The 19,892-nt window shown below is 30.7% G+C and carries 24 protein-coding genes; 9 read left to right on the top strand and 15 right to left on the bottom strand.

The window, feature by feature from the left end; genetic code table 11:
- Positions 1-106: 106 nt before the first annotated feature.
- The 4 genes from KQA_RS0200350 to KQA_RS0200340 all read right to left on the bottom strand — a co-directional run bounded on the left by KQA_RS0200350 (position 107) and on the right by KQA_RS0200340 (position 1,901).
- The gene (locus KQA_RS0200350) at positions 107-520 is read right to left on the bottom strand and encodes a DUF6691 family protein (RefSeq protein WP_010177179.1); all 414 of its coding nucleotides are present in this window, start codon (positions 518-520) and stop codon (positions 107-109) included.
- 1 nt (position 521) lies between these two features.
- Positions 522-1,076 (bottom strand): YeeE/YedE family protein, encoded by a 555-nt coding sequence (locus KQA_RS0200345; RefSeq protein ID WP_010177178.1) that lies wholly within the window; start codon positions 1,074-1,076, stop codon positions 522-524.
- Between the two features lie 58 nt (positions 1,077-1,134).
- On the bottom strand, positions 1,135-1,611 hold the full coding sequence (locus tag KQA_RS19755; protein ID WP_010177177.1) for a methyltransferase family protein: 477 nt from the start codon (positions 1,609-1,611) through the stop codon (positions 1,135-1,137).
- Between the two features lie 80 nt (positions 1,612-1,691).
- A complete protein-coding gene (locus KQA_RS0200340) occupies positions 1,692-1,901 on the bottom strand; it encodes a YgaP family membrane protein (protein ID WP_029209387.1) in 210 nt (69 codons plus the stop codon).
- A 198-nt stretch (positions 1,902-2,099) separates the two neighbouring features.
- Between KQA_RS0200340 and KQA_RS0200335 the strand changes: the two genes are divergently transcribed.
- Positions 2,100-2,636: a hypothetical protein gene (locus KQA_RS0200335; protein WP_010177175.1), complete on the top strand. Its 537-nt coding sequence runs from the start codon at positions 2,100-2,102 to the stop codon at positions 2,634-2,636.
- A gap of 28 nt (positions 2,637-2,664) precedes the next feature.
- Here the strand turns inward: KQA_RS0200335 and KQA_RS0200330 are convergent, their stop codons facing one another.
- From KQA_RS0200330 to KQA_RS0200290, 9 genes are all read right to left on the bottom strand, one after another.
- Complete coding sequence (locus KQA_RS0200330) at positions 2,665-3,252, bottom strand: Crp/Fnr family transcriptional regulator (RefSeq protein WP_232285828.1); 588 nt, start codon at positions 3,250-3,252, stop codon at positions 2,665-2,667.
- 102 nt (positions 3,253-3,354) lie between these two features.
- Positions 3,355-3,645 carry a rhodanese-like domain-containing protein gene (locus KQA_RS0200325; RefSeq protein WP_010177173.1) on the bottom strand — a complete coding sequence of 97 codons (291 nt, stop codon included), beginning with the start codon at positions 3,643-3,645 and terminating at the stop codon, positions 3,355-3,357.
- A 74-nt stretch (positions 3,646-3,719) separates the two neighbouring features.
- Positions 3,720-4,226, bottom strand: coding sequence for a rhodanese-like domain-containing protein (locus KQA_RS0200320; RefSeq protein WP_010177172.1), 507 nt, complete (start codon positions 4,224-4,226; stop codon positions 3,720-3,722).
- Positions 4,227-4,240: 14 nt separating this feature from the next.
- Complete coding sequence (locus KQA_RS0200315) at positions 4,241-5,650, bottom strand: MBL fold metallo-hydrolase (protein WP_010177171.1); 1,410 nt, start codon at positions 5,648-5,650, stop codon at positions 4,241-4,243.
- Positions 5,640-7,376 carry a SulP family inorganic anion transporter gene (locus KQA_RS0200310; protein ID WP_010177169.1) on the bottom strand — a complete coding sequence of 579 codons (1,737 nt, stop codon included), beginning with the start codon at positions 7,374-7,376 and terminating at the stop codon, positions 5,640-5,642. Before KQA_RS0200310 ends, KQA_RS0200315 begins: the two co-directional genes overlap by 11 nt.
- Positions 7,377-7,613: 237 nt before the next feature.
- Positions 7,614-8,240, bottom strand: a complete 627-nt coding sequence (locus KQA_RS0200305) for a Crp/Fnr family transcriptional regulator (protein WP_029209386.1) — start codon at positions 8,238-8,240, stop codon at positions 7,614-7,616.
- A 352-nt stretch (positions 8,241-8,592) separates the two neighbouring features.
- Positions 8,593-9,201, bottom strand: coding sequence for a hypothetical protein (locus KQA_RS0200300; RefSeq protein WP_010177167.1), 609 nt, complete (start codon positions 9,199-9,201; stop codon positions 8,593-8,595).
- The gene (locus KQA_RS0200295; protein WP_010177166.1) at positions 9,182-9,538 is read right to left on the bottom strand and encodes a hypothetical protein; all 357 of its coding nucleotides are present in this window, start codon (positions 9,536-9,538) and stop codon (positions 9,182-9,184) included. The genes KQA_RS0200300 and KQA_RS0200295 overlap by 20 nt, the downstream gene beginning before the upstream one ends.
- A 1-nt stretch (position 9,539) precedes the next feature.
- Positions 9,540-10,118 (bottom strand): hypothetical protein, encoded by a 579-nt coding sequence (locus KQA_RS0200290; protein ID WP_157366545.1) that lies wholly within the window; start codon positions 10,116-10,118, stop codon positions 9,540-9,542.
- A 135-nt stretch (positions 10,119-10,253) separates the two neighbouring features.
- On the opposite strand from KQA_RS0200290, the gene KQA_RS0200285 reads away from it, so the two are divergent.
- Positions 10,254-10,472 carry a helix-turn-helix domain-containing protein gene (locus tag KQA_RS0200285; RefSeq protein ID WP_010177164.1) on the top strand — a complete coding sequence of 73 codons (219 nt, stop codon included), beginning with the start codon at positions 10,254-10,256 and terminating at the stop codon, positions 10,470-10,472.
- Between the two features lie 211 nt (positions 10,473-10,683).
- Here the strand turns inward: KQA_RS0200285 and KQA_RS0200280 are convergent, their stop codons facing one another.
- Both KQA_RS0200280 and KQA_RS20120 read right to left on the bottom strand, forming a co-directional pair.
- On the bottom strand, positions 10,684-11,118 hold the full coding sequence (locus KQA_RS0200280) for a JAB domain-containing protein (protein WP_010177163.1): 435 nt from the start codon (positions 11,116-11,118) through the stop codon (positions 10,684-10,686).
- A 58-nt stretch (positions 11,119-11,176) separates the two neighbouring features.
- Positions 11,177-11,575, bottom strand: a complete 399-nt coding sequence (locus KQA_RS20120; protein ID WP_029209384.1) for a hypothetical protein — start codon at positions 11,573-11,575, stop codon at positions 11,177-11,179.
- Positions 11,576-11,854: 279 nt separating this feature from the next.
- Here KQA_RS20120 and KQA_RS0200270 point away from each other — a divergent pair, with 279 nt between their 5' ends.
- The 7 genes from KQA_RS0200270 to KQA_RS20420 form a co-directional block, all read left to right on the top strand.
- Positions 11,855-12,142 carry a helix-turn-helix domain-containing protein gene (locus KQA_RS0200270; RefSeq protein WP_010177160.1) on the top strand — a complete coding sequence of 96 codons (288 nt, stop codon included), beginning with the start codon at positions 11,855-11,857 and terminating at the stop codon, positions 12,140-12,142.
- Between the two features lie 3 nt (positions 12,143-12,145).
- Positions 12,146-14,842, top strand: coding sequence for a DNA methyltransferase (locus tag KQA_RS0200265; RefSeq protein ID WP_010177159.1), 2,697 nt, complete (start codon positions 12,146-12,148; stop codon positions 14,840-14,842).
- A 150-nt stretch (positions 14,843-14,992) separates the two neighbouring features.
- Positions 14,993-16,948: a DEAD/DEAH box helicase gene (locus KQA_RS0200255; protein WP_010177158.1), complete on the top strand. Its 1,956-nt coding sequence runs from the start codon at positions 14,993-14,995 to the stop codon at positions 16,946-16,948.
- Positions 16,941-18,152, top strand: a complete 1,212-nt coding sequence (locus KQA_RS0200250; protein WP_010177157.1) for a GIY-YIG nuclease family protein — start codon at positions 16,941-16,943, stop codon at positions 18,150-18,152. Before KQA_RS0200255 ends, KQA_RS0200250 begins: the two co-directional genes overlap by 8 nt.
- On the top strand, positions 18,131-18,853 hold the full coding sequence (locus KQA_RS0200245) for an LEM-3-like GIY-YIG domain-containing protein (protein ID WP_010177156.1): 723 nt from the start codon (positions 18,131-18,133) through the stop codon (positions 18,851-18,853). The genes KQA_RS0200250 and KQA_RS0200245 overlap by 22 nt, the downstream gene beginning before the upstream one ends.
- 5 nt (positions 18,854-18,858) lie before the next feature.
- Positions 18,859-19,440: a hypothetical protein gene (locus tag KQA_RS0200240; RefSeq protein WP_010177155.1), complete on the top strand. Its 582-nt coding sequence runs from the start codon at positions 18,859-18,861 to the stop codon at positions 19,438-19,440.
- Positions 19,441-19,443: 3 nt separating this feature from the next.
- On the top strand, positions 19,444-19,892 hold a 449-nt coding region (locus KQA_RS20420), incomplete at its 3' end, for a hypothetical protein (protein ID WP_010177154.1).

Raw genomic sequence — 19,892 nt, 5'->3', positions numbered from 1 at the left:
TAGGGTAGTTTAACTTGTAACAATACAAACATTTCTTTACAGAAAATAATGTGACAACTATTTTTTATTTTGCTAGCATTAGCATAATGCTATATCCTTTATCAGATTAGTGAGGTAATTTATCTTTGGAAATTCCATATAAGTAAGTGCCTACTAATGCTCCTAGAATAACAATACCTATTCCATAAAATCCAGCGCCTAGTAAGGTGAACATTGGACCAGGACAAGCACCTGCAAGCGCCCAGCCTAAGCCAAATATAATGCCGCCAAATAGGTAACGTTTTACTCCTTTTTCCTTAGGTTCAATATGAATGTAATCCCCATTAATGGATTTTACATTTTTTCTTTTGATCCATTGGGTCATTAAAATTCCTAAGGCTAAAGCCGCACCAATAATACCATACATATGAAAAGCATCAAAGCGAAACATTTCATAAATTCTAAACCAAGAAGCTGCTTCCGATTTAAACATAGTGATTCCAAATACGACACCGATTCCTAAATAACTTAATGCTTTCATATTAAAATAATAATGGGAATAATAAATAAATCATAATAAGGCCTCCTATAAAAAAACCTATAACTGCAATTAATGAAGGGAGTTGTAAATTACTAAGTCCAGATATAGCATGACCCGAAGTACATCCACCAGCATAGCGGGCTCCAAAACCAACTAAAAGTCCTCCAATAAAAAGGAAGAGTAAATTTTTGGGAGTAGCTACAGTTAGATCAAATAATTGTTGGGGTACATACGCCTTACCAGCATCATTAAAACCTAATTTTGTTAAGCTATCAATAGTGTTTTGAGAAATATGAACGCTATCATCTATTGTTAACCAGTTTGCAGCTATAGTAGCACCTATAATAGTACCAACGGCAACAAGCAAATTCCATTTTTGAGACTTCCAATCAAACTTAAAAAAAGCTGTTTTTTTACCTGCGCCACATAAGGTACATAGTGTCCTTAAATTAGAAGACATTCCAAATTTTTTGCCAGTCATGAGTAATAAAAACATAACAAATGCGATCATAGGACCACTAACATACCATGGCCATGGATTGTATATCCAATTCATAATTATCAAAGTTTAAAGCAAAAAAAGTAAATAAAACTGATTTTGTGAGTAACAAATGTTACAGATGAATTTTTAGCATTGGCTTAGGTAAAAATCTACCTGTTTTGGTCATGTATTTTTTGTAAGTAGTGAATTTTTGTGATAAGCAAAATTCTTCATATTTGGATTTGTAATAGAATAATACAAACAGTAGGAAGCTTATGAATAATTTATAAATGGAGAAATTAATAACGGCTAGGCCTAGAGTTATAAATAAAATACCAGTATAAATTGGGTGTCGAATCCATTTGTATATTCCTTTTTGAATCAAATTTGAGTTGTTTTTTGGTGAAGGAAAAGGAGATAAGTTTGTATTTAGTTGAACAAAACTTATTAAACAGACCACTACTCCTGCAATCACTATAAGGTTACCTATTACTTTGTAAGCAGATATATTAGTGACTTTAGGGCTGAGTAGCGTGTAATTTAAACTAAATAATAGAAATAGAATGGCCTGTATAAACACAAACAGGTAATCTTTTTTTGTTTTTCGCATACAATATGAAGTTCTTACTAATAAATCGTATGAATCATTTTATAAAAAAAGGAGCCTATAAAGACTCCTTTTACGAATGACTACTCTTTTTCAATTTTACAAGTTTTTAATCCGAAAATAGTATATAACGGACAAAAACTGATAAGACTTGTTAGCAAAAACACTACGGCTAGTATACTCAATACGATTCCTAATGTTCCTGGGATTATACCTTTCCAATATAATAATCCAATAGCAGCTGCAATAATTATTCTAATTATTCGATCAGCGTTACCCATGTTTTTTTTCATAACAATATAATTAAGTAGTATATTTTTCTATCACCATTACCAGTAGCGTTATTATTCCTATGCAACTTATGCATACTAGGATGAGCTTTTGATAAATCTTTAATTTCATTGGTACAAAAATAAATGTTGTTGAGTTTAATTAATGTGACATTTGTTACAAGAAAATATTTTATTTAATAGTACTTTTAAAATAAAAAAATGAGAATAGTTTATATCGCAATTTTATTGCATAGCGTTTTATATGCCTGTAATAGCCAGGATGATAGTATGGTTGAAAATAAGATGGGTGGAGATAGTGTGGTTGAGGATATGATGGAAGGTGGAATAAAGGAAATGCAGCCTAATGCTACCGCTGCTATGGCTCGTGTTACAAATGTATCATTTACTGGTGGGGAAAATAATTATAACTTTAGTGTCACCATATCAAGTCCCGATACGGGGTGCAATCAATATGCAGATTGGTGGGAAGTAATTTCTGAAGATGGAAAGTTAATATACCGTCGTATACTAGCACATAGTCATGTAAATGAGCAGCCTTTTACAAGATCGGGTGGCAAAGTGGCTATTAATGAGGATAGTGCTGTTATTGTTAGAGCACATATGAATAATACGGGTTATGGAACAAAAGTATTTAAAGGGAGTGTAGCTACAGGATTTAAGGAAGCGACTATTGAAAAAGACTTTGCTGCTGATTTAGAGAACACAACTCCGCTTCCGCAAAGCTGTGCTTTTTAATGAGATTTAAAATAACCGAGCTGAAGGCTTACAATAGTTCAATATTGCCTTGATTTAGTTTTATTTGTCCATCGTGTTCAAGCTTTTTTAGCAATCGGGATATTACTTCTCTGGACGAGCCTAAATCGTCGGCAATTTGTTGATGGGTAGTAGTGATAGTTGTTTCGTTTTTTAGAGCAGCTTTATTTTTGAGGTATTCAAATAATCGAACATCTTTTTTAGAAAAGGTTAAGATTTTGACCACATTCAATAACTCATGAAATTTTAAATTGAAAAGTTCATAAATAAACTCATTCCATTTAGGATATTTATGGGCAATCTGTATGGCCTTATCGGTAGGGATGACAACAACTTCTGCGTCTTCTTCGATTATGGCTTTCACCATACTTACTTCATTTTTGATCATAGATGTCACAGACATGATGCAGCTTTCCCCTGGTTTTATGTAGTACAGTAAAACTTCATGTCCGTTTTCTTCCTCTTTGTATACTTTTGCGAGTCCGCTAATTATTAAAGGGATTACTTTAACATAAGCGCCTTCTTTTAAAATAACCGTACCAGCATCAAATTTCATTAATGTACTAATACTAGCCAACTCTTTCTTTAGATCCGGCATGTTGGCCAGTTTAGGAAAATATGTGGAAAGTGCAGTTTCTATCATTGTTATTTTGTATTCAGTATTCAAAATTAAGATCTAAAAATGTACGATTTTTCATTTTTAGTCCAGATCCTTTGACCAAGCTTTCCAACCTCCAGTAAAATCATAGATACTTGTAAAACCTGCTTTTGCTAGTATTTTGGAAGCTTTTCCGCTTCGACCCCCGGTGTAACAATAAAGATAAACAGGTTTATTTTTATCTAACTGTTGTGTTTGCTTTATAAAATTATCAACCTCGGCAATGTTCATATTTATAGCATCGTCAATATGACCTTCATTATATTCTTTAGGACTGCGAACATCTATAAATTGAACGTTTTTACCAATGACATCTTGTTTTAATGTGAGCAAATCTACTTTTTTAATGCTAGTTTGCTTTTGACCAGTGCAAGAAATTACAGCTAAGAATAAAGCGATACATACTGTTATTGTTGATATATTTTTTCTCCTTTTTTTAACCATTTTGACCATTCTTTATTGTAAGTGTGTATTTTATATGTAGTGGTGTTTCCGTCTGAAACTTTTTTATTGTTATGGACCCATTCAAAAATGCCTCCATACAAGTTGGATACGTCAGTGTATCCATTCTTTAATAATTTTTCAGCAATTTTTTCGCTTCGGTATCCAACAGTACAATACACTATAATAGGTCGGTCTTTTGGAATATCCTTAAGTATTTTTGGTTTAAAATTTTCATAACCTACCCATAAAGCATTTTGAATATGGCTCACATTATATTCTTGTTTTTCTCGTGCATCTAAAAAAATGTATGTGGAGTCATTTTTTATTTCGTTAGGAAGTACCTCTTTAACAGTATGACTTAACAATTTGTTGAGCATAGTAGTAAACCCTTGATCGCTCGTTTCTTTTTGTGCAATTAGATTTACTGTAAGCAGTAGAGATGCTAGTAATAAGATTTTTCTTTTTTTCATGATATAGCGTCTACTTATTTAATTGTAGAAGGGCAAACATAACCAGAGGTCGGAATACCTGCTTCTTTAATGGCTTTAAAGCCTCCTTGAATATCTATTAAGTTATGAATTCCTCTACTTTTTAAAATGGAAGCAGCAATCATGCTTCGATATCCACCGGCACAATGTATGTAAAAGTTTTTTTCATTCGGGAAATTAGCTAAAAAATCGTTGATCCTACTAAGTGGAGCGTGTTTAGCGGTAGGTATATTTTCGGCGGTAAATTCGCCATCTTTTCTTACATCAAAAATAATGGATTGATCGGTACGTTTTTTTTTGAATTCAGTAGCATCAATACTATGAACAATATCGTAATCTTTACCGCTAGTTTTCCAAGCTTCAAACCCACCTTTTAAATACCCTAAAGTATGATCAAAACCTACACGCGAAAGTCGTGTTACAGCTTCTTCCTCTCTTCCTTCGGGAGTTATTAATACTATGGGATGTGCTATGTCACCTATCAAACTTCCCACCCATGGGGCAAAGCCACCATCAAGACCAATAAAAATAGAATTAGGAATGTGACCTTTTGCAAAATCAGATTGATTTCTTACATCAAGTATTAAAGCACCCCTATCATTAGCTAAATTTTCAAATTCATTTGGAGTAAGTTCACGAGTACCTTTTTCTATGACTTCATCGATATCTTTATACCCTTCTTTATTCATTTTTACATTAGCCGGAAAATAAATAGGAGGTGGTAATAACCCATCTGTAACTTCTTTTATAAATTCGGCTTTGGTCATGTCATTTCTTAGCGCATAATTTGTTTGTTTTTGTCCTCCAATAGTGCCCACTGTTTCTTTACTAAGGTTTTTGCCGCAAGCAGAACCAGCGCCATGAGCGGGGTATACTAATACTTCATTTTCAAGAGGCATAATTTTATTTCTTAAACTGTCATATAACATGCCAGCAAGATCCTCTTGTGTTATTTGATTTGTTTTTTGTGCTAAATCTGGCCTTCCGACATCTCCTAAAAATAAAGTGTCTCCACTAAAAATAGCATGATTTTTACCCTGAGCATCCTTTAGTAAATAGGTGGTGCTTTCCATGGTATGTCCCGGAGTATGCATTACAATAATACTTAGGTCACCCAATGAGAATTCCTGACCGTCGGTAGCTATTATAGACTCAAAAGAAGTTTCGGCATTGGGGCCATAAATAATTGGAGCTCCAGTTTCTTTTGCTAAAGTGATATGTCCACTTACAAAATCGGCATGAAAATGAGTTTCAAAAATGTATTTTATGCGACTATTATTACTTTGGGCTTTTTCTATATAAGGTTTAATTTCTCTTAACGGATCAATAATAGCAACCTCTCCTTTACTTTCAATGTAATAGGCTCCTTGGGCTAAGCATCCCGTATAAATTTGTTCAATTTTCATATTCAATTTTTTTAGATTGTAAGCAAATACTATGCTGTAATTTTGTTTGCGGTTTTTGTTGTTTTAAAAAATCATAGGCTGCCACGGTATCTATAAAAAAATTGGAAACACCGATTTCATTTATTAATCCAGATTTATTAAAAATATCTCTAATAGGCCCTATGGCTGCAGCAACCACAAGTTGTATTTGTTTTTTATGGAGTTCATTTAATAACCCACGAAGCATATAAATGCCGGTACTATCAATATAGTTAATGCTCTCGGCATTTAGGATTAGTGCTTTAACGTTGTTTTTTCTTTTATTAATTTCTTTAAGAACTTGTTTTCTGAAAAAGTCTTTATTACCAAAATAAATTTGAGCATCAAAACGGATAATTAATATGGACTCATCTATTTCTACAGATTCGGTAAAGCGATTAATGTTTTTGAAGTATGAAGTTTCTTTAACCCTGCCTAAGACTGCCATGTGAGGTCGAGAAGTTCTATAAATCATAAGTAAAATAGAAGAAGCAACTCCAAGGAGAATACCTTCCTTGATTCCAATAAATAATGTGGCTAAAAAAGTCAAAAATAAAGCTGCAAACTCATCCTTTCGGTTTTTAAATAGTTCTTTGGGATAGGTTAAGTTTATTAAGCCGGCAACAGATACCATAATAATAGCTCCAAGACTTGCTTTGGGTAAATAATAAAAAGTAGGAGTTAAAAAAAGTAACACCAAAGCCACTGTTGACGCACTAATTAACGAAGCTAGTTTTGTATTAGCGCCATTTGCGTCATTAACAGCCGTTCGAGAGAAGCCACCAGTAACGGAAAAGGACTGAAAAAAAGAACCAACTATATTTGACATCCCTAAAGCAATTAATTCTTTATTGGGTTCTAGTTCATTTTCATTGTATTTATCTTCAAGTGATTTGGCTATTGAGATGGCTTCGGTAAATGAAATGATAGCCAAAGTGAGTGCCAAAGGAAGTAAGTTTAGGATTAAATTATAGGATAATTCCGGAATTTTAAATGCAGGTAAGCCTTGTGGTATTTTGCCAATTGTACTAATCCCTAATTGTTCTAAATTAAATGCATATGAGATACTAATGCTAATGATTAATAATAGAATGGGGGCAGGTATTTTTTTATAAAAGAATTTAGTTAGAACTAAAAAAAGAATTGAAAATGTGCCTAAAAGAAATGTGGGGAAGTGTATACTTTTTATAAGGCTTATACTATTGATAAAGCATTGTAGTAAGGAATCGAAGCCTTGATCATAATTTCCTAAAATATGCTTTAATTGACTAAAACCAATGGTAATCGCCGCAGCTATAGTAAAACCAACAATAACAGGTTTGGATAGGAAGTTTACTAAAAAGCCTAATCGTAAAAAGCCTAAAATTAAGTGCATAACCCCTACAATTAAAGCAACAATAATAGCGGCCTGTATATACAAGTCTACACTTTGAAAAGTTAAAGCGCTAAGACCAGAGGCAATGATAAGAGCATCCAAAGCTACAGGGCCTACAGCTAACCTTTTTGAAGTACCTAAAAAGGAATAAATAAAAAGTGGAGTTATGGCTGCGTATAATCCGTAAATAGGAGGTAATCCAGCAATTAAGGCGTAGGCCATACCTTGGGGTATAAGAAGTATGCCCACAGTGATTCCTGCTAAAAAATCTCCTTTTAAATGAGTTTTTTTGTAGCTACGTAACCATTGAAAAGTTAATACTTCTTTTTTCATACTTTGACAAGCTAAGTATCAAAATTATGAAGTGAGTAGGTGGTATACAGTAACAATAGTTACATAAATTGATTTTGCACTAAATAAGTAATGAAAATATTTCTGTAGCCAAGATGATACAAACGTTTCGTAACTTTTTTATCATTAATTTTAATGGGAGCTGTATTAAAATTAAGAAAGCATTTGGTTGTATTGAGCATTTAATACGTGCTGCTAAGTTCTATTGCATCATCTGGTTTAAAGGAGTTCTATGCTATTTCTCGATATCTTGATTTTACCTTGGTTCTCAAGGCTTTTTAATAATCTAGATATCACAACTCTTGATGAATGTAAATCAAAAGCAATTTCTTGATGGGTGCAAAAAAGAATGTTATTGTCTATTACTTTTGCTCTGTTTTTTAAGTATTTCTCCAGACGTTCATCCATTTTGTTAAAGGCAATAGAATCAATAGCATCTAACATTTCCATAAAGCGATTTTGGTAACTGTTCAATACAAAATTTCTCCAACTTTTGTATTTGATTAACCACGAATCCATTTTTTCAATAGGTATCATGATTAGTTTGGTTGGTGTTTCCGAAATGGCTTTAATTTCACTTCTAGTTTCTCCTAAACAACATGTTAGTGTCATGGCGCAAGTGTCTCCTTTTTCTAAAAAATACAGGAGGAGTTCTTCCCCATCGTTATCATTTCTCAGTATTTTAATGACACCATTAAGTAATAAGGGCATGGATTTAACAAATTGACCTGCTCGAATTAATTCAAAAGCTTCAGGAACTTCCTTAAGGACTCCTATTTTAGATATTTCAAGGAGTAATTCTTTCTCGAAGATATAAGAATATTGTTTTTCTAATTCATCAATAATCATACAGGAAAATTATTAGGGTCTATTTTTTCTTTTTAAAAGAATACTTAAAATTGTTTAGTAAATATAGTTATAGAAAAGGCTCAAGCTAAAAACTTGGGAAGAAAAAATATATATAAATAAAAAAAAGCCAGTAAAACATAATGTTTACTGACTTTTTAAGCTCCCCCTCTTGGGCTCGAACCAAGGACCCTCTGATTAACAGTCTGTCATTATTATTTTTCATTTAACTTCTTTTGTTTTCAAATGCTTGATTTTAAGGGTCTTTTGATTTTTTATTGTTTCAGATGTTTACTTTTAATTACTTATTATTTCCAAAATGTTTGACCTATGTTTGACCCAGAATGAATTGCTACATTAATTTCTTCTTCATAGCAATCCCTGTATTTCCATCTTTCTTGACCAACAATTCTACAACTGTATTTGAATCTAAATTGCAAGTAGCTCTATAAACTCTGAAAGGGTCTATTTCCATTTTGTTGTTATGTGGAAGTCCTTTATTCAACTGCTTCAATAAATATTCAAAATGATTCCCTTCAAACCTATAATAAACAGCACTTAAAATATCAGCATTAAATAGTAATAAAATTCCTCTGGAAATAGGTAAGTCAAAAAGTGTTTTAAAATCATCCTTTCCATACAGGTATATATCATAATAGATACCATTTACTGTTTTCTCTCCTTTAGATTTTAAATCAAACTCATAATTTTCATATTGCTCTCCTATTTCAAACTTTAATGTTTTATAAAGCTCAATTCTATCTGCTATTTTAACAGTAACTGTATTATTTATGTTAACATAAATAACAATACAAGAAATAATTATAATAGAGAATATAAAAGGATGATGATGTATGTAATTGGTTATGGCGTTTAAAATATTGCCAATTAACCCAACACAGAAGAAGACAACTAAAAGCAAACCAATTACAATGAGGTACTTAATTGTCCTTTCTTTCATTATTTTTTCTTTTAATCAAGTATAATAACAGAATAATTATTCCTGTAATAGCTATTCCTAATAATAAGTAATTAGGCTTATTATTAATAATTTTAGATTTAATGGTTTTAGAATTAGCAGGAGTAATTCCTGATAAGTTGTTTTTAGCAAAAGTTGTTTTACTTTTGATATTCTTAATGGAATCATTCTTCATCCTCTTCCAGAACTTGTCTTTATCCATTTTTAAATTAGTTAAAGAATCTGCTTTACTGTAAGTCAGTGAATGATTTTTATTTTGCGCCAATAATGTATTACTTAGTACAAATAGGCTATATAGTAGTATTGCTGTTTTTTTCATTTTATAAAGTATTAATTCTACCACTTGCAGTAAAAGTTTCCCCAGAGTTAGTTTCAAAAATTATATCGAAGAACTCTACTCTGTATTGAAATCCATTAATTTCATCAACTGAAATAGATTGACCATTTTGTGAAGTTCCTGCCATAATTACATTATCAGACTCATCTTTTAATCGAATAAATAATTCACATTTATTAAATTTATCTATGATGGGTAATCTATTTGCATTAAAGAGGGTTTCTATATTCTCATCAGGGAAACGAGTTTGAAAAACATCAGCAAAAACTTCTATCTCAGAGCATCTATTTATCCCTGCTATATTGCCAATAAATTCTTTGTTTGGGTCATAAATATCCATAACAAACTGTACTCCTTGAGGTTCAGATGATGTCTGATTAAATTCAAAACTTGATAAATCAATTTCATAATTATTCCTATTAGAAGCATGCAATTGCCTTATATCATCGTTAATGGATATAAATATTGCATCTTCAGGTATGTCCTCATTGTTTGTTTCATCATCTTTAGAACAAGACAAGATTGAAAAAAACGCTATTAATACTAAAAAAAAGTGTTTCATAATATTTTGTGTTATATAAGTATCTATTTGATTTTTGTTTGAAGCTGAATTTGACAAATTTAAAAAGTTACCAAAAATGATAACCAATTTACTTTAAAAAGTTTTCATATTTGGTAACAACTAATTATTTTTAATGTGTCTGATAAAGAAGAACTTCAAATTTCAATAGGGAAAAGAATAAGAGTATTAAGGGAACAAAAAGGTATTACTCAACAACAAGTTGCAGATGCTTGTAACTTTGAGAAGTCCAATATGTCCAGATTAGAAGCTGGTGGAACTAATCCTACTTTATATACTCTAAAAAAGATTGCGGATTTTTTGGAATTAACATTGAATGACTTGGTTAGTTTTTAATACTAATAATATTCCGCTATTAATACCTATCTTAAAATAGTTACCGTTATAAATTAATGCTTAAATAGTGGGTATTTACATAAGTTCACAAATACATTTATCCAAAAATTACAGTTTTATTATATAAGATTTCACAGTAAAATCTAGATAAAATTGATTTTAACCTGTAGTAAAAAGTATGTATAAACAATGCTTCACCTTTATACAGGTACTACATAATTCCTTCATCATTAAAACTGTAAAAGCCATCTTTAGTAATAACTAAGTGGTCTAAAACAGCAACATCTAAATATTCTCCTGCTTTTTTAAGCTTGTTAGTCATTATTTTATCAGCTTCACTAATTTTTAGGCTACCACTTGGGTGGTTGTGTGCTACAATAATACCTTTTGCATTGCATTTTAAAGCTACAGAAAACACCAATTTAGCATCTACATTTACACCAGAACTTCCTCCTTTGGCTAATGGATAAATTCCTAATACTTGATTAGTATTGTTTAATAATAATACTTTAAATTCTTCCTGTAATTCTATAGTATGTTTATTCCAACAAGCTAATAGTAAATCATAAGACATTTTACTGTTGGTTATTTTTAATCGTTTCTTATTATTGTTTGTGTAAGAAACTTTAATTTCTGCTATTTCCATAAGGTTATAAAAATTTAAAAGGCATCACTTTAGTAGTAATGCCTTTGTTGTTGATTTGTTAAGAAGCATATTGTAAAGCTCCATTTTGGCTAAATTGCTCAATGCTTGGTTGGAGTGTTTCAGTTTCTAATGGCGTACTTTTAGCTACAGGTTCTTTTACATCCTCTGGCATATAAGTCCATCTATGATGCATAATAATTTCTTCTCCTGTTTCTGTAACAACATACTCATAAGGCTCACATTCCTCTTTAATGATGCTACCCTGCATTTCTGTACCTGTTAAGGCAATACAGGTTTGCTCATCAAAAGTTGAAGGTATATAAGCCTTTTTTGCAGTTGCATAAAAATTACCTGTAGATTTTGACCTAATCAATTCCACACCGCCTTGAAGTTCCAGAACATTAAATAGTTCTCCGTTTTCTTTTTGTCTTTGTTTGTAACCAATAATTCTTACCATGTTCTTTAAGTTTTTGAGTTGAAAAATGCCACCAAGAAAAGCAATGCTTCTACCATAAAAAACTACAACTATCACCTTGATTTTTTTACTGGCTGAGAAAAAATGCTTTCACTATATAAGTGGTGGGGGAATCTTCATTCCTAAACATGGGTGGGGGTTTTCTATGAGGTATTTTAAACACTCACTATTCTTTTGTAATTTTTTTAATAAAAAATTTTTTCAGCAAAAAAAATAATCTATTTTAGACAAAATTCGACAAGAAATAATTTGACTAAAAAAATGATACTCTCAGAATTACTTAAATCTAAAAGAGAAAATAAGAAGCTGTTATTAAGAGAAGTAGCTTCTATGATTGATGTTGACACAGCTTTAATAAGTAAAATAGAAAAGGGTGATAGAAAGCCTACAAGAGAGCAAATTAAAAAACTTGCTATAGCTTTAGATATTAATTATTCTAAACTTTTGAAATTATGGATAAGCGAAAAAATATATGAAGATGTAAAGAATGAAGATGTAGCAATTGATGCTATAAAACTAACCTTGAAACGTTTAAAAGTAGAAGAATAATCTATGAACAGTAAAGAAATAAAAAATAATGTTCAAGCTATAATAGATAATTTTTCTAAAGAAGAGTTTATCTATGATTTTCTTATGGCATATGGGACCACCAAGACAGTAACTACAATGCTGAGAAAGGGAGACTATAATATGTCTAAAATTGAAGGAGAATTACTTTCTAAAAATAAAGTCTTTTTTAAAGTAGAGGAATCGAGTAAACTACTAAGTACCATTGATAGTATTTCTAAACAAGATAGAATACTAAAATACAAACCTAAGTTTGCAATACTTACAGACTATAAGCAACTTATAGCTAAAGATTTAAGATTAGGGACAACAAAAGATATTCAAATACGTGATTTAGCTAATCATCATAGTTTCTTTTTACCACTTGCAGGTAGTGAAGTCTATAACTCTAGCAATGATAATCAAGCTGATAGGGATGCTGCCTATAAAATGGCTCTACTTTATGATTATTTGAGAGAAGAAAATCCAGAAATATATAAGTCTAAAGATAGCATCCATAACTTAAATATTTTCTTATCTCGTTTATTGTTCTGTTTCTTTGCTGAGGATACAGAAATCTTTCAAGAAGAAAGTATTTTCACAAATACACTTGCTCAACACACAAATGTTGACGGTAGTGATACCGATGACTTTTTAAATGATTTGTTTAAAAGGTTGAACACTGAAAAATCAGCAGAATTTCCAGATTACTTAGTTAGGTTTCCTTATGTAAATGGAGGATTATTTAGAGATACTATAAAATCTCCTAAATTTTCATCTAAAGCAAGAAAGACACTTAAAGAATTAGGGGATTTAAATTGGAAGGATATAAATCCAGATATTTTTGGGTCCATGATTCAAGCTGTGGTAATAGATGAATATCGTAGTGATTTAGGTATGCATTACACCTCTGTACCTAATATCAAAAAACTGATAAAACCTCTGTTTTTAGATGAGTTATATGAGGAGTATGAAAAAAGCAAAAACAGTATTACGTTATTAAGAAAACTCATCAACAGAATTTCTAAAATTAAATTTTTTGACCCTGCATGTGGTAGTGGTAATTTTTTAATTATTACCTACAAAGAAATAAGAGTTTTAGAGATTGAAATTTTAAAACAGATTATAGACTTAACATCTACACCTCAATTAGAGTTTACACAAATACGCCTATCTCAGTTTTATGGTATTGAACTAGATGATTTTGCCCATGAAATGGCTATCCTTGCTTTATGGCTTGCAGAGCATCAGATGAATAGAATTTTTGAAGAGCAGTTATTTGATTATGGAAAGTCTGAACCTATACTCCCATTAAAAGAAGCTGGTCGAATAATACAAGGAAATGCCACAAGGGAAGATTGGGAAGAAATTTGTCCTATTGATTTAGCTAGTGAAGTTTACATCATTGGGAATCCTCCGTATTATGGGAGTAGAAAACAGAATCAGGAACAAAAAGATGACTTGAAATTTGTTTTTAAAACAAACTATAAAAGTTTGGATTATGTCGCTTCATGGTTTTACAAAGGAGCTAATTATATTAAGGGATTTAATGCCAAATGTGCTTTTGTTTCGACTAATTCCATTTGTCAAGGTCTATTAGTAGGTTTAATTTGGGATAGAATATTATCCAGCGAAATAGAAATAAGTTTTGCTTATCAATCTTTTAAATGGACCAATAATGCTAAAGGAAATGCAGGGGTAACCGTTATAATAGTAGGATTAAGAAATATTTCAAACAAATCCAAGTACCTTTTCAAGGATAAGTTTAAAAAAGTTGCAAAAAATATAAACCCTTACTTATTAGATGCTCCTAATCTCGTAGTTCGTAGTATATCAAAATCAATATCAAATTTACCCTTAATCACTCATGGAAATATGCCAGCAGATGGAGGTAAATTTCTTTTTACCTCAGAAGAAAAAAATACGTTTATAAAAAATGACCCCAATTCAAAAAAATGGTTTAAAAAGTTAGTTTCTGCAAGAGAGCATTTAAATGGCAGAGATAGATGGTGTTTGTGGTTAGAAGGGATTACAGAAAAAGAATTGGAAGGCTTAGAAAGTATAAAAAAAATAATTTCAGAAGTTAAAAAAATAAGAGAAAACTCTTCTAGACCACAACTGGCTAAAATTCCTCATTTATTTGCTCAAATTACTCAGCCAGAAGATGAAAACTGTATAATAATACCACGTGTATCCTCAGAAAATAGAGACTACTTACCTGTAGATTTACTTGACGGTACACAATATAAAGTAACGGATTCCTTTTTTACAATTTCCACTAATTTTCCATACATCTTTGGTATAGTTAGTTCAAGAATGCATACTGTATGGATTAAAAATGTAGGGGGTAAAATGAAAACAGACATTCAGTATTCCAAAACATTGTGCTATAATACATTCCCTTTTCCTAGTATTAATACCAAACAAAAAGAGAATTTAAATCAATATGTATTTGACATACTAGATGAAAGAGCAAAAAATAATGGTAAAACTTTGGCACAATTATACAACCCTGAGACAATGCCTAAAAGTTTGAAGCTAGCGCATAAAAATCTAGATGAAGCTATAGAAAAGTGTTATAGACTACAAGAATTTAAAAATGATACAGAGCGTTTAGAATATTTATTTAAACTATATGAAAACATGATTCAAAAAGACGCTGTGTCTGTCAAACAAAAGAAAAAACGCAAAAATAAGTCATGAGTTCTAAACAAAAGGAAATAGCATACTTTAGTCAAAATGGCAGATACTTAGTTTATACTATTAAGGGAGAGTGTTTTATTCTAGAATCAAAGGAAGAGCTTGAAAAATATATAAAAGAAAATAATTGTAAAATAGTTAAACATTAAACAGATGCCTAATTTAATAGAAGTAACCTATAAACAAACAGGACAAAGTAAGAAGACTAATGAATTGGGTATGCGTGAAATGCAAGCAGAAGCCTATAAAGCTAATACTGCTCAGTATTTATTAATTAAAGCACCACCTGCTTCTGGTAAGTCTAGAGCTTTAATGTTTATAGCTTTAGAAAAGCTACATAATCAAGGTGTAAAAAAAGTTATAGTAGCAGTACCAGAAAAATCTATTGGTGCATCTTTTGGTACTACAGAATTAAAAAAATATGGTTTTTTTACAGATTGGTCTCCAAATCCAAAATATAATCTTTGTACTCCTGGACCAGAAAAAAGTAAAGTAACAGCATTCTTAGAGTTCTTGGATACTGATGAACAAATTATTATTTGTACTCATGCTACTTTACGCTTTGCTTTTCAGGGTTTAGATGAAAAGAAATTAGATAATACTTTAGTGGCTATTGATGAGTTTCACCATGTGTCTGCTGAGGGAGATAATAGATTAGGGGAAGTTTTAAAAAATATAATGGCTAAGTCTAATGCGCATATCGTTGCTATGACGGGTTCTTATTTTAGAGGTGATAATATTCCTGTATTAATGCCAGAAGACGAAGCAAAGTTTACTAAAGTAACCTATAATTACTACCAGCAGTTAAATGGCTATGAATATTTGAAGTCTTTAGGTATTGGCTATCATTTTTATACAGGTAGATATTTTAAAAAACAACCTGATAAAAATGTTTCTGCTTTGGCTGAAGTTTTAGACCCTAACCTAAAAACAATAGTTCATATTCCAAGTGTCAAATCCGCAGAGTCCTCTAAAGAAAAGCATGATGAAGTGGGGCATGTTATAGAGGTTTTAGGAGAAATAGATTACCAAGATGAAAAGACAGGAGTCATATTTGTTAAAAGTAAAAAAGCAAATAGAACTCTTAAAGTAGCAAACTTGGTAAATGATGACCCAAAATCTAGAGATAAAATCACCGCATATTTAAGAGATGTGAAATCTCCAGAAGATATAGATGTCATCATTGCTTTAGGTATGGCAAAAGAAGGATTTGACTGGCCATACTGCCAGCATGCCCTAACCATTGGTTATAGAGGTTCGTTAACTGAAATTATACAAATAATTGGTAGAGCAACCAGAGATAGTAATAATAAAACACATGCCCAGTTTACTAATTTAGTAGCTGAACCTGATGCAGAAAATGATGATGTAAAAGTAGCAGTAAATAATATGCTAAAAGCCATTACAGCATCTTTATTAATGGAACAGGTATTAGCACCCAATTTTAAATTCAAATTAAAAAAAGATGAAGATGATGAAAGTGAAGACGATGATGAAACTATAAGAATTAGAGGTTTTAAATTACCAACATCGCAAAGAGCAAAAGACATTATAGAAACAGATTTAAATGACTTAAAGGCAAAAATTTTACAAGATGACCAAATGCTTAAAGCAATGCCTGGTAATTTAGATGCAGAAACTATAAATACTGTGCTTATTCCTAAAATAATAAGAGAGGTCTATCCAGATTTAGATGAAGATGATGTTGAAGCTGTTAGGCAACATGTAGTTGTAGATTCTGTTATTAAAAATAGTACTATAGAAGAACAAGGAGATAAAAAGTTTATTAGAATGGCAAATAGCTTTGTCAATATTGATGATATACATATTGATTTAATAGACCAAGTAAATCCATTCCAAAAAGCTTTTGAAATACTATCTAAATCTGTTACTGCCCAAACCTTAAAATTAATAGATGACCATATACAATCTACTAAGATTGAAATGACAGAAGAGGAAGCCATTTTATTATGGCCCAAAATAAAAGATTGGGTAGCAAAAACAGGTGAACAGCCAAACTTACAGGCTTTTGACCACAAGGAAAAAAGAATGGCAGAAGCAATCATTTTTTTAAGAGAGTTGAAACGTCAAAAAATGTTAAATGAGTAAAAAAAAGCCAACATTAGATGACATCTTTAATGATGATGAATTTGGATTGTTAGAATCCAAAACAAAAGTCTCTACAGAAAAAACTGAAGAGGATAGACTTATAGATTCTTTTGAAGAAATTAATACATTTTTTGACAACAACAATAGAGAACCAAGTACCTCTAGTATGTCAGAATATGGACTTTTAGCTAAATTAAAAAACTTTAGAACAGATGAAGCTAAGAAAAAAATAGTAAAACCTTTTGATAGGCATAATTTATTAGGTTATGTAGAAATAGAGAAACAAAGTTTAGATGACATTTTAAACGATGACGATTTAGGGTTATTAGACACAGATAAGGATTTATCTATTTTCACTTTTAAGCATACACCTAAACAAGAAGATAGAGCAGAAACAGATTTTGTGGCTCAAAGGCAAGCTATGAAAGAGAAAGATTTTAAGCCTTATGAAGCTCTTTTTCAAAAAGTACATCAAGAAATAAAAGAAGGTAAACGAGAAATAAAACCATTCAAAAACATAGAGAAGAATTTACATGTAGGCAATTATTATATTATGGATGGTATCCTTCTTTATTTAGAATCAGCTGATTTAGAGAGAACAGAATGGGAACAAAAATCTGGTAATAGAACTAGAATTGAAGGAAGAACAAAAACCGTTTTTGAAAATGCCACTTATAGTAATATGCTATATAGGTCTTTAGGTAAACAAATTCAGAAAAACGGAAAATTAGTCACTAATTCTAATGATTATCAAGAAAGTGAGCTTTTTGTTAACTCTGGCTTAGTTAAAGAAGAAGATGTTCAAACAGGTTGGATTTATGTTTTAAAGTCTAAATCAACGGATTCAAAAATATCAGACATAGATAATCTATATAAAATAGGTTTTTCTAGTACCTCTGTAGATGAGAGAATTAAAAATGCTAAAAATGAAGCTACTTATCTTTTTGCTGATGTAAAAAAGGTAGCAACATATAGTGTTTATAATAGAAATGCGGATAAACTAGAAAATTTATTACATAGGTTTTTTGCATCTGCTTGTTTAGATATTGAATTTACAAATGATAGAGGGCAACGTATTAACCCTAGAGAATGGTTTGTTGTTTCTTTTGAAATTATTGAAGAAGCAATCCAGCTTATTTTAAATGGCAACATTTTAAATTATGAATATAATTTTGACAAAAAATGTTTGATAATAAAACCATAGAGCAGTTAGGCTACTATGTCTATGCATTAATAAATCCTGAAACTAACATCCCTTTTTATATAGGTAAGGGAATTGGTAATAGAGTTTTTAACCACAAATATGATGCAGAGAACTTAGAAGATGTTGCCTCTTTAAAATTAGATATCATTAGAGCTATACTAGATAAAGGTTTAGCAGTAAAACATATAATTATAAGACATGGTTTAAAAGAATCAGAAGCCTTTGATGTGGAGGCATCATTAATTGATTTTGGTAATTATATAGGATTTAATTTATCGAATATTGTAGAAGGTCATCATGTAGGCTATAAGGGGTTGATGACAACTGATGAAATTATAAGGCTACACAATGCAGAACCTTTAAATGAACTTTTACATCCTATTATTATAATCAATATCAACAAAAAATATAAAAGAGGTGAAGCATTTGATTTTATTTACCAAGCAACAAAACAAGGTTGGGTTATTAGTGAGCAAAGGAGAAATACTGTTAGATATGCACTTTCTGAATATACAGGTATAATTATAGAGGTGTTTGAAATTTTAGAATGGTATGAGATTCCAATAACAGAAACTAAAAGTAGATGGGGTTTTAACGGTAAAGTAGCTAGTGATGAAGTAAGGGATATCTACATAAATAAATCTATTGCACATACTAAGAAAAAAGGAGCAGCAAACCCTATCAAATACAGATTAGACTAAAATTTATGTTTAAGACAACAACTATTGAAGAATTAAAAGAACATCTCATTACTATTAATGTAGCTGAGGTTAGTTATTTAAACACATATCCTTTTTTTGTTAAGTATTTCAGTAACATAATGAGTATAGAAAAAGAGCATTTAATTATAGCATCTCATTTTGTTTATGGTTGGATGCCGACTATTATTGATTTAAACTTAAAAAACATAGATGCTGTTTTAAGCATATTAAATAAAGCCAAGCAAGGGGGGCTGTTAAATGAAGGTGAGTTATTAATTGGTAAAGAAGCTATAAATAATTCAATAGTTGGATTATCAAAACTACTCCATTTTATAAATCCGAAAATATATGCTATATGGGATAGTAGGATATTCAGATTCTTGACAAAGAAAAAATCCACTTATGGTATTACAGAGCCTAAAAACTACATAGCATATTTACATTATTTAGAATTATTAACAAAGGACAAGTTATTTCAAGATTTTCAAATAAGTGTTAATGAACTTATAGGTTACGATGTTTCTGCATATAGAGCTTTAGAGTTTACAATGTTTGAAGCTGATAAAAAATCATTGAAAACTGTGTAGGTGATGGCATTTTTAACCAATTACAACTTTAGTAAACTAGCTCAAAAATTAAAGGTTGATAGTGAAATTTCGATTGAATTATTTACTGAACATATATATAATGATAGAGAGATTTTCTACATTTTAAATAAAAGAGAAATAGCTTATTTGTTTTCATATAAAATGCTTGCTTCAAATGAAAAAGAATTTTATTCAACTTACTTTAAACATATACCAGAAGCTATAGATGATAAAAAAAGAGTCTTTACAAAAGGCGGTAAAGTGAAATATCATTTATCACTAGATTGTAAATCTTTTTCCAATGATTATGTAGATTTTAGAATCCCACAAGATATTGTGGATATTAGCATTCAAAGAAGCGCTCCTTCAATTATTGAAGAGTACAGAAGTTGGTTTATAAAAAACGAGTTTAAAGAAAAATACTTAAAAGGTAAAATAAACAAAGAGTATAT

Origin of the sequence: Aquimarina agarilytica ZC1, from assembly GCF_000255455.1 — a bacterium.
Classification (GTDB): Bacteria; Bacteroidota; Bacteroidia; order Flavobacteriales; family Flavobacteriaceae; genus Aquimarina; species Aquimarina agarilytica.
The sequence above is the reverse complement of the archived record's forward strand: the minus strand, read 5'-3'. Positions and strand labels throughout refer to the sequence as shown.